Below are 1,459 nucleotides of genomic sequence, written 5' to 3' on the forward strand. Positions count from 1 at the left end.
GGCTCTTTGTCAATAGTTGGGGTGGGATTTGTAAAATCCCGCCCCAATTCTATGAAAAGGGCCCTTTTTATGTTTAGTTCCAGGTTTTACTGATTTTGGGCATGCCAAATAAGCCTCCGCATTACCGACCTTTTTATCCTATGATGTACAGTGAAGTATCCGGGTTCGGAACCGTTTGAAATTCCGGATTCCGTAGCTGCTCCGTTTTAATACCTTTATCTTGTTGTTAAATCCTTCTGTGGGACCATTTGTCAACCCGTATTTAAAGGCATTCAGGATTTCTTTTCGCCAGGCCCTGTAGGTCTTAGCACAGGCTTCAAATTCCTTGATCCCACAGCTCTGTGCATTCGCAATCCAGTCATCAAATTCCTTCTGCTGCTGACGATACGCTTCCATCTGGCAGATATCATAGAACCACTCTTTCATCCGGTGTGCCAGACGTAGATCCTCGCTATAGTGAAGCATTAAATCACAGGCCTGTTTGTTCTCATCCTTCAGCTTTTTATAGCGGGTCAGAATGAGTTTCCGGCTGCGTTTATAATACTTACGCAGAGAAACCGGCATGGACCGCTGCAGTCGTTTGCGTACATTTTCAATCGCCCATGTCACCTGCCGGATGAAATGATATTTATCCACGATGATTGTAGCGTTTGGAAAGAAGGTCTGTGCAAGTTCGGTGTAGGGGCGCCACATATCGCAGACGAAGAACTTTACCTTCAGGCGTTCTTTCCTGGGAATGTTCCGCCAATAATCAGCCAGATGGCTCTGGGTCCGATCCGGGAGAATGTCGAGGATCCTGCGCTTTTTCGGATCAACCAGAATGCACTGATATTTACCGGTAGAAGCATTGCCTTTGAATTCGTCAATGGAAAGCGCTTGCGGAAGCTGGTCAGGCGGAGGATAGCAAATCGTGTCCAGAAGGCGGCAGACCGTCTGGACGGAAACACCGGTAAGCTCTGCAATCTGTTTTAAGGAAAAGGTCTGCCGGAGCAGGGAGACAATGTAAAATGCCAGCCTGCGGGTCCTGCGGTGGTATCTGGGGAGGAACGAATAGGGTTCCGTGAACCGTTTGCGGCAGTATGGGCAGAGGTAGCGGCGTTTGCGAAGGAGCAGGATAACTTGTTTTCCCAGTAAGGGAATGTCCTGGACCTCTTGTAAACGGTAATCATGAATCCGTTTTGTATTAGCCCCACAGCAGGGGCAAGTCTGTTCTACCGGTTGGGACTGGATGAAAATTTTAATGAAAGAGTCTGCCTGAACCACTTTTTTAATAAAAATACCTTCCAAGTTAAGGAAAGCCTTGGTATAATTAGGGTACATCTATAAGGGGTCACCTCCATAACATTAAACTTTGGTCGGAATAATGGGTTTGGGAGGCTTCTTATAGATGTATTTTATTACAATCAAAAGAATGTTGGAAGTGTGCTTTTCAGCACACCCCAACATTCAGTATAGAACC

General features: G+C 46.3%; 1 protein-coding gene. It reads right to left on the bottom strand.

The window, feature by feature from the left end; translation table 11 throughout:
* Nucleotides 1–138: 138 nt before the first annotated feature.
* A complete protein-coding gene (locus LK536_RS58400; RefSeq protein WP_506092291.1) occupies nt 139–1,287 on the bottom strand; it encodes an ISL3 family transposase in 1,149 nt (382 codons plus the stop codon).
* Nucleotides 1,288–1,459 lie beyond the last annotated feature (172 nt).

This window comes from Clostridium pacaense, assembly GCF_020709765.2.
Lineage (GTDB): Bacteria > Bacillota > Clostridia > Lachnospirales > Lachnospiraceae > Enterocloster > Enterocloster hominis.